The organism is Actinospica durhamensis (genome assembly GCF_018139695.1).
Lineage (GTDB): Bacteria > Actinomycetota > Actinomycetes > Streptomycetales > Catenulisporaceae > Actinospica > Actinospica durhamensis.
Window position 1 is genome coordinate 22,549 of sequence record NZ_JAGSOG010000091.1, and the last position, 8,371, is coordinate 30,919.

An 8,371-nucleotide genomic window follows, 5' to 3' on the forward strand; every position below is an offset into this window, starting at 1 on the left:
TACGAGAGGACAGACGTGACATGGGATGCGTCACAACATTCGGTCGAGAGCCGCGTTGCCAGGCCCTGACCTGCGACTTCGCGCGCCGCGCGGCGCGGTGCCGGGCGAGCGCCCATCGTCGGCGATCCGGTGGAAACCTACCTGGGAAAGGCCTGCGAAGCCTTACCCGTGCCGACGAAGGCAGCGGCGCGCGACAGGAAGATTTCCGTCGAGCGCCACATGCTACGAGAATATTTCGTTGTCTGACGAGGTGCCAGGAGTTTCGAACGCCGGTATTAACCGCCGTCGGCCGTTTCACACTCCGTGACAGACCCGGGCCGGCCGCCTTTCACACGACCCGGGTCGTTTCGCTCGGTGTTCGCATCACTACGCATTGTCCACTCAGGTGGCACTCCACAGTTCGTGGTCCGCGCGCAGCAACAGCAGCGAACGCGGCGGGAGCGCCAGGGTGGTGCCGCCGGCGAGCATGACGTCGTCGCGCGCGCCCGGGTCGCCGTCCAGCGAGGTGTCCACCGCCACCTGGTACCAGCGGGCCCACGGGTCGCCGGGCAGGGTGAAGTCCAGATCCTCCCAGCCGGAGTACATGATCATCAGGAAGCTGTCGTCGGTGATCCGCTCCCCGTGCGGGCCGCGGCCGCGGATGTCCTGGCCGGAGAGGTAGACCGCGAGCGCGGTGGACGGCTCGAACCAGTCGCCCTCGTTCATCTCGTTGCCGTCCGGCCGGAACCAGGCGATGTCCTGCAGCCCGCCCGGGTAGGCCGGCTGGCCGCTGAAGAACAGCCGCTGGCGCAGCACCGGGTGGCGTCGGCGCAGGTGGATGACCCGGCGGGTGAGGTCGAGCAGGCTGCGCCACTGCGGTTTCTCCAGCAGCGACCAGTCCACCCAGCTGGTCTCGTCGTCCACGCAGTAGGCGTTGTTGTCGCCGTGCTGGGTCCGGCCCATCTCGTCGCCCGACAGCAGCATCGGCACGCCGGTGGCCAGCAGCATCATCGACAGCAGGTTGCGGATCTGGCTACGACGCAGGATATTGAGTTTCTCGTCGTCCGTCTCGCCCTCGACGCCGTAGTTGCAGGACCGGTTGTCGTTGCTGCCGTCCCGGTTCTCCTCGCCGTGCGCCTCGTTGTGCTTCTGCTCGTAGGTCACCAGGTCGCGCATGGTGAAGCCGTCGTGCGCGGTGATGAAGTTGATCGAGGCGTACGGACGGCGCCCGTCGTCCTGGTAGAGGTCGGAGGACCCGGACAGACGGTAGGCCAGCTCGCGCACGTCGGTGCGGGCGCCGCGCCAGTAGTCGCGCGCGGTGTCGCGGAACTTGTCGTTCCACTCCGCCCACAGCGGGGGGAACTCGCCGACCTGGTAGCCGCCCTCGCCCACGTCCCAGGGCTCGGCGATCAGCTTCACGCCCTGGAGCACCGGGTCCTGCGAGATCGTGGTCAGGAACGCGGAGAGCTTGTCCACGTCGTGCAGCGAGCGGGCGAGCGCGGAGGCGAGGTCGAACCGGAAGCCGTCCACGCCCATCTCGGTGGCCCAGTACCGCAGCGAGTCGGTGATCAGCTGGATGACGTGCGGCTGGGTGACGTTCAGGGTGTTGCCGCAGCCGGTGTAGTCGCGGTAGTACTGCGGGTCGTCCGCGAGCCGGTAGTAGCAGTCGTTGTCGATGCCGCGGAACGAGAGCGTCGGGCCGTCCTGGTTGCCCTCGGCGGTGTGGTTGTAGACCACGTCGAGGATGACCTCGATGCCGGCCCGGTGCAGTGCCGCGACCATCTCCTGGAACTCGCGCACCTGCCCGCCGCGCACCCCGCGGCGCACCGCCGCGCTGTAGCCGGCGTGCGGGGCGAAGTACCCGATGGAGTTGTAACCCCAGGAGTTCACCTTGCCCTGTTCGAGCAGGTGCGGCTCGGAGATGAAGTGGTGCACCGGCAGCAGCTCGACGGCCGTGATCCCGAGCTTGATCAGGTGGTCCAGGACGGCCGGATGGGCCAGGCCCGCGTACGTGCCGCGCAGGTCCTCCGGCACGTCCGGGTGACGCATGGTCAGCCCGCGCACGTTCGTCTCGTAGATGACGGTCTCGGCGAACGGGATCAGCGGGCGCGGCCCCGTGTCCACGCGCACGCTCTCGTCCACCACCACCCCCTTGGGCATGAACGGCGCCGAGTCCCCGGGCAGGTGCCCGAAGGTGGCCTCGTTCAGTGTGAAGTCGCCGTCGACGGCGCGGGCGTAGGGGTCGAGCAGCAGCTTCTCCGGATTCCAGCGCCGCCCCGAGCCGGGGTCCCAGGGTCCGTGTACGCGGAACCCGTAGCGCTGACCCGGGCCGATGCCGGGCAGATAGCCGTGCCATACGTGGAAGGTGGACTCTGTGAGTGGGACGCGTTCCTCCGCGCCGTCCTCCCCGAACAGACACAGATCCACCCCGGCGGCGCCCGCCGCCCACAGGGCCGCGTTCACGCCCTGTCCGTCGTAACTCAGACCGAGCGGTCGCCAAGAGCCGGGCCAGGGGCGGGACATGAAAATCAACACTCCCTTTATTCGCTGGAGACGCCCCATGCAATACCCTGGGCGACGGGAGATAACCTCCGTTCCAGAACCGAGGAGAGCCGGAGGGGCTATGGCGACAGGCTGGGAGAGCGAGCTTCCCGAGGCCGCACGCGAGCGTATGCGCGGCATCCGCAGCAGCGCGACCTGGGGATCCGCGCTCAGCACACAGGAATTCAACGCGATTCTCGGGGTCGGATTCGACCCCGTCGGACAGGTGCTCGGCACCGCGGTGTTCCAAATCGGCTATCAGGGTGGATACGGCTGTTCGGGTGCCTGGAGCGGCTATCTGGGTCAAAACCTGAGTACCGACGTCTCCTCCCGGGCCTGGGCTCCGTTCAGCGCACTGGTACAGGCGATGTACACGGCCCGGCGCACCGCGTTGGGCCGAGCGGTGGCCGAGTGCACGGCGCTCGGCGGCGACGGGATCGTGGGCGCCTCGCTCAAGGTGCGCCGCTTCGCCGCCGGCGGGCTCGAGTTCACCGCGATCGGCACCGCGGTGCGCGCCCGCGGCAACGTCCGGCCGCGCCGGCCGTTCACCTCGCACGTGACCGGCCAGGGCTTCGCCAAGCTGATCCGGGCCGGCTACGTGCCGACCGGGCTGGCCCTCGGCATCTCCATCGCCTCGCGGCACGACGACTACCGCACCCGCGCGTCGCTGAGCCGGTGGGCCGGCAACCAGGAGGTGCCCGGGTACACGCAGCTGATCAACAACGCCCGGCACGACGCGCGCAACCAGCTGCTCAAGGACGCCCGCCAGCACGGCGGCGACGGCGTCGTGGTGGACGAGGTCGACCTGCGTATCGGCGAGCGCGAGTGCCCGAGCTACGAGGGCCAGCGCGACCACATCGCCGAGGCCTTCCTGCTCGGCACCAGCATCGCCCGCTTCGACCGCACCTCTCGGGAAGCGGCCCCCAAGGCATTGACCATCATGCGCCTCGACTATCAGAAGACGGGTTTGTGAGATGTCCGATCAGAGCACCGCGAAGGCCCTGCACGACGAGGGCGTGCCGGAGGACGCGATGCGCCGGCTGGCGCACCTGCAGCCCGGCAAGGGCGGAATCTTCACCTCAGACCTGACCGTCAACGAGTTCCTGCTGGTGCGCGAGGCCGGGTTCCGCCCGCTCGGCCTGGTGCTGGGCTCGTCCATCTACCACGTGGGCATCCAGCTCGGCCGCTGGTCCAAGAACCAGGAGCTCGACACCCTCTCGCAGGCCATGTACCACGCCCGTGAGCTGGCCATGAGCCGGATGGAGGCCGAGGCCAGCGCGCTCGGCGCGGACGGCATCGTGGGCGTGCGGCTCGAGGTCGAGTTCAAGGAGTTCGGCGCGGACATCGCCGAGTTCATCGCCATCGGCACGGCGGTGAAGGCGGACGGCGCGGACCACGGCGACCACGCGCACGGCTGGCGCAACAACAAGGGCAAGCCGTTCACCTCGGACCTGAGCGGCCAGGACTTCTGGACGCTGATCCGGGCCGGCTACGCGCCGCTGGACATGGTCATGGGCTCGTGCGTCTACCACATCGCGCACCAGCGGATGGGCCAGGTCTTCGGCAACATCGGCCGGAACGTGGAGATCCCGCAGTACACCCAGGCGCTCTACGACGCGCGCGAGCTGGCCATGGCCCGGATGCAGGCCGAGGCCGAGGCGCTGCACGCCGAGGGCATCGTCGGGGTGCAGCTGCGCCAGCACTCGCACACCTGGGGCGGACACACCACGGAGTTCTTCGCGATCGGCACCGCGGTGCGCCCGCTGCGCGCCGACCACGTGATCGACCGGCCCACCATGGTGCTGTCCCTCGACAACTGAGAGCATGGTCGGCATGGGTGCAGAGCTGGAGCCGACGAACGGCTCCGACGGAATGGATGTGGAGCTGCTCGCCGCCGCGCTGCGGCAGGACAGCGCCGACCTGGATGTATACGCCAAGGTACTGTCGGTGAGCCTGGTCGAGTCGCTCCCTCCGGGCGCGGTACAGGTCGAGCGCAAGCGCAGCATGTCCGACCGGGTGGCCGGCCGCGAGGGCACCGTCACCTCGCTCGACGTCGCCCTCGGCGAGCTGCGCCTGGGCCTGCGGATGGACCGCGGCCGCCCGATCGGGGAGATCTGCAAGGAGGTGCGCGGGGTGGTGCTCTCGCGCCAGCAGGTCGGCCTCGACGAGTGGATCTCCGCCCTGGCCAGGGGCCTGGCCGACTCCGCCGCCTCCAGCGCCCGCGCCCGCGAGGCACTCCAGCGCTATCTGGGCGGCTGAGGCCTCTCATATTCGAAGATTGTCTTCCTTTCCCCCCTTGGATTAGAGTGCGCTCACCGATGAGTGACGATCTCTGATCCAGGGGGGAATGCGGTCGTGAGCGCTGCGCCGACGGACAAGCCCGAGCCCGAGCCGGATCCGTGGCAGGTGCCGGCCTCGGTCGCCGCGCCGGCGGCGAAGAAGGCCGCGACGGCGAAGACCACGGCGGCCAGGACCGCGACCGGGACGGCCCAGCGGGTCCCGGCGAAGAAGGCGGCGCGGCCGGCGCCCACCACGGCGAACCGGCAACAGGCGCGGCAGGAGCTGCTCCAGAAGAACCGGGCCCGGATGATGGCCCGGATGACCTGGCCGATGGTCGTGCGCTGGATACTGGCCAGCGTCGTCCTGCGGGTGCTCGCCGCGGTCGCGCTCGTGCTGTTCGGCCTTGAGTACGCGCATCTGCACAGCGTGGCCGTCGCGCCGACCACGACCGCGGAGCAGTGGAACGACGCGGTGCAATCGGCCGACCACGTCTATCTCTTCAACTTCGTCCTGCTCATCGCGATGGTGCTGCCGAGTCAGGCCTGGATGCGGGCCCGTGCCTACGTGGCGAAGCTGCCCGGCGTCGCCCCGCACCCGTTGCAGAGCTCGAAGCCGCTGTATCGGACGCTGCAGATCCCGTCCTACTGGCCGCCGGTGCCCGAGGGCACGCCCTCGTGGACGCGACGGGTGCACTGGCGCGTGCCGCTCGCCCTGGAAGCAGGCTTCCTCGCCGTCTTCCTCGGCGGCACGCTGTTCGGGCACGTGCTCGTGAGCAACCTTCCCGGCCGTTATCAGTACAGCGCCGTGATCGACCTGGTAGCGGCCGTACTCGCGCTCCTGTGCTCGGCCCTCGACCTGATCCGACTGCGCGCCTACAGCCGCTGGCCGGGCCGGCCCTGACGACGTGAGGGGCGGGCGGTCCCCGGTCTGTCGGGAACCGCCCGCCCCTGTTCACCTCTGGCGCCGCGTCAGAACCGCGCAGGCTCCGTATAGGTGCCGAACACGTCCTTGAGCACGCCGCAGATCTCGCCGAGCGTGGCCTCGGCGCGCACCGCCTCGAGCATCGGCTCGATCAGGTTCACGCCCTCGGTCCGGGCGCCGCGCTCGAGCTCGGCCAGGGTGGCCTGAACCTTCGCGTTGTCGCGGCCGGAGCGGCGGGTGGCGAGCTCGCGGTTCTGGGCGAGTTCGACCTCGTGCGAGACGCGCAGGATCTCCAGCGGCTCCTCGATCGACTCGGTGTGCGCGTTGACGCCCACGATGCGCTTGTCGCCCTTCTCCACCGCCTGCTGGTAGCGGAACGAGGCCTCGGCGATCTCCGCGGTGAAGTAGCCCTCGTCGATGCCGCGCAGCAGTCCTGCGGTGATGCTGCCGTCGCCGCCGAGGTCCTTGATGCGCTGGAAGATCTCCTCGGCCTGCGCCTCGATCCGGTCGGTGAGCGCCTCGATGTACCAGGAGCCGCCGAGCGGGTCGGCCACGTTCGCCGCGCCGGTCTCCTCCAGGATGACCTGCTGGGTGCGCACCGCGATCTCCGCCGCCTTGGCCGAGGGCAGCGCGAGCACCTCGTCGAGGGCGTTGGTGTGCAGCGAGTTGGTGCCGCCGAGCACGGCCGCGAGCGCCTCGATGGCCGTGCGCACGATGTTGTTCTCCGGCTGCTGCGCGGTCAGCGACACTCCGGCGGTCTGGGTGTGGAAGCGCAGCCACTGTGCCTTGGCGGTCTTGGCGCCGTAGACGTCGCGCAGCCAGCGGGCCCAGATCCGGCGGGCCGCGCGGAACTTGGCGACCTCCTCGAAGAACTCGATGTGCGCGTCGAAGAAGAACGAGAGCCCGGGTGCGAACACGTCGATGTCGAGCCCGCGCGAGAGTCCGAGCTCGACGTAGCCGAAGCCGTCCGCGAGCGTGTAGGCCAGCTCCTGCGCGGCCGTCGCCCCGGCCTCGCGGATGTGGTAGCCGGAGACCGAGAGCGGCTTGTAGGCCGGGATCTCCCGTGCGCAGTACTCCATCAGGTCGCCGATCAGGCGCAGGTGCGGCTCGGGCGGGAAGAGCCACTCCTTCTGGGCGATGTACTCCTTGAAGATGTCGGTCTGCAGCGTGCCGTTGAGCACGCCCGGCGCGACGCCCTGCCGCTCCGCCGCCACCACGTACATGCAGAACACCGGCACGGCCGGACCGCTGATGGTCATCGAGGTGGTCACCTCCCCCAGCGGGATCCCGCGGAAGAGCACGTCCATGTCGGCCGCCGAGTCGATGGCCACGCCGCAGTGCCCGACCTCGCCGAGCGAACGCGGCTCGTCCGAGTCGCGCCCCATCAGCGTCGGCATGTCGAAGGCCACCGAAAGACCGCCGCCGCCCGCCGCCAGGATCGCCTGGAACCGCTCGTTCGTGTCCGCCGCGCTGCCGAACCCGGCGAACTGCCGGATCGTCCACGGCCGGCCGCGGTACCCGGTCGGGTACAGCCCGCGGGTGTAGGGGAACTGACCCGGCCACCCGATCCGCTCGAAGCCGGGCACCGCCGCCGCCTGCTCGTCCGTCGCCGGCCCGTACACCGGCTCGGTCGGCTCGCCGCTGATGGTCGTGGTGTCCCGGTCCGTCTTGGGAGCGGCCTCGTACGCCGCCTGCCACCGCTCTCTGCTCATGAGTCCAAACTACTAGGACGTCCTAATAACTGTCGACGGCGCCACGCGACCTCGGCGTAAGTTGTCAGCACGACCCCATGATCACTCGATAGAGTGCAAATGCGAGGTTCGGTTGATCGCGAGCGGTGATCGATTCCACACTCTGAGGTATGACATTGACACTTTCGGAGCGACCGACGGACGTGGTCGACGGCGAGCTGGCCGCGATGCGCTCTGCCGTCGACGCCGCGCTCGGCGACCGCTGCAAGGTGGAGATCCTCGGGGGAGAAATCATCGTGTCTCCGATGCCGCGCAACCTCCATATGCTCATCGTCACGGAAGTGCGGCACATGCTCGACGACGGGTGCGACCGCAGGGACTTCACCGTGACCGAGCGGGCCGAGTTCGTCGTGGACAGGTACAACAGCCCTCAGCCCGACCTCGCCGTACTGGCCAGGAAGTCCGTCGAACGGGATCTCGACGCCACCGCTTCTCCCGTCGCCGACGCCCTGCTCGTGGTCGAAGTCACTTCGCCGAGCAACGCCCACCACGACCGCAAGTGGGGTCCGAAGTACAAGGCCTACGCCAAGGGCCTGGTGCCGGTGTACCTCCTGGTCGATCCGCACCGTGCGGAGGGTCCGTCCTTCACGCTCTATACCGAGCCGAACGGGACCCGGTACCAGGGCGAGCAGACCCTGCCGTTCGGCAGGTCCATCCGCCTGCCGGAGCCCTTTGACGCGGTCGTGGTCGATTCCGCGGTGTTCCCGGCGCCGGGTAAGGCCGAGGACTGATCCCGGGACCGCTCCCCGCAGGGTTTTGATAACCTCCCGGCGTGACTGATGAGGGGGCTTACGCCATACCGTTCGCCGCGGTCGGCGCGCAGCCGCTGGAGCCGGAGGATCCGCGCAGGATCGGCGCGTTCCCGCTCAGCGCGGTGCTCGGCTCGGGTGGGATGGGGC

At 69.3% G+C, this 8,371-nt stretch carries 7 protein-coding genes; 5 read left to right on the plus strand and 2 right to left on the minus strand.

Annotation, left to right across the window (positions count from 1 at the left end; all coding sequences use genetic code 11):
- Nucleotides 1–381: 381 nt before the first annotated feature.
- On the minus strand, nucleotides 382–2,541 hold the full coding sequence (gene glgX, locus KDL01_RS18840; protein WP_438801971.1) for a glycogen debranching protein GlgX: 2,160 nt from the start codon (nucleotides 2,539–2,541) through the stop codon (nucleotides 382–384).
- A 61-nt stretch (nucleotides 2,542–2,602) separates the two neighbouring features.
- Between glgX and KDL01_RS18845 the strand changes: the two genes are divergently transcribed.
- From KDL01_RS18845 to KDL01_RS18860, 4 genes are all read left to right on the plus strand, one after another.
- Entirely contained in the window at nucleotides 2,603–3,493 is an 891-nt protein-coding gene (locus KDL01_RS18845) for a heavy metal-binding domain-containing protein (protein WP_212529833.1), read from the plus strand.
- 1 nt (nucleotide 3,494) lies between these two features.
- Nucleotides 3,495–4,340 (plus strand): heavy metal-binding domain-containing protein, encoded by an 846-nt coding sequence (locus KDL01_RS18850; protein WP_212529834.1) that lies wholly within the window; start codon nucleotides 3,495–3,497, stop codon nucleotides 4,338–4,340.
- Between the two features lie 13 nt (nucleotides 4,341–4,353).
- On the plus strand, nucleotides 4,354–4,779 hold the full coding sequence (locus KDL01_RS18855; RefSeq protein ID WP_212529835.1) for a hypothetical protein: 426 nt from the start codon (nucleotides 4,354–4,356) through the stop codon (nucleotides 4,777–4,779).
- 96 nt (nucleotides 4,780–4,875) lie between these two features.
- A complete protein-coding gene (locus KDL01_RS18860; protein WP_212529836.1) occupies nucleotides 4,876–5,700 on the plus strand; it encodes a hypothetical protein in 825 nt (274 codons plus the stop codon).
- Between the two features lie 68 nt (nucleotides 5,701–5,768).
- Here KDL01_RS18860 and icmA read toward each other — a convergent pair whose 3' ends face one another.
- Nucleotides 5,769–7,433, minus strand: coding sequence for a coenzyme B12-dependent isobutyryl-CoA mutase large subunit (icmA, locus tag KDL01_RS18865; RefSeq protein ID WP_212529837.1), 1,665 nt, complete (start codon nucleotides 7,431–7,433; stop codon nucleotides 5,769–5,771).
- Nucleotides 7,434–7,582: 149 nt separating this feature from the next.
- Here icmA and KDL01_RS18870 point away from each other — a divergent pair, with 149 nt between their 5' ends.
- Entirely contained in the window at nucleotides 7,583–8,203 is a 621-nt protein-coding gene (locus KDL01_RS18870) for a Uma2 family endonuclease (protein ID WP_212529838.1), read from the plus strand.
- Nucleotides 8,204–8,371 lie beyond the last annotated feature (168 nt).

Bases quoted from the DNA above. Each gene is read 5' to 3' on its own strand.
- KDL01_RS18845 (WP_212529833.1), top strand. From the start codon at position 2,603: ATGGCGACAGGCTGGGAGAGCGAGCTTCCCGAGGCCGCACGCGAGCGT.
- glgX (WP_438801971.1), bottom strand. From the start codon at position 2,541: ATGGGGCGTCTCCAGCGAATAAAGGGAGTGTTGATTTTCATGTCCCGC.
- KDL01_RS18870 (WP_212529838.1), top strand. From the start codon at position 7,583: ATGACATTGACACTTTCGGAGCGACCGACGGACGTGGTCGACGGCGAG.
- KDL01_RS18850 (WP_212529834.1), top strand. From the start codon at position 3,495: ATGTCCGATCAGAGCACCGCGAAGGCCCTGCACGACGAGGGCGTGCCG.
- icmA (WP_212529837.1), bottom strand. From the start codon at position 7,433: ATGAGCAGAGAGCGGTGGCAGGCGGCGTACGAGGCCGCTCCCAAGACG.
- KDL01_RS18855 (WP_212529835.1), top strand. From the start codon at position 4,354: ATGGGTGCAGAGCTGGAGCCGACGAACGGCTCCGACGGAATGGATGTG.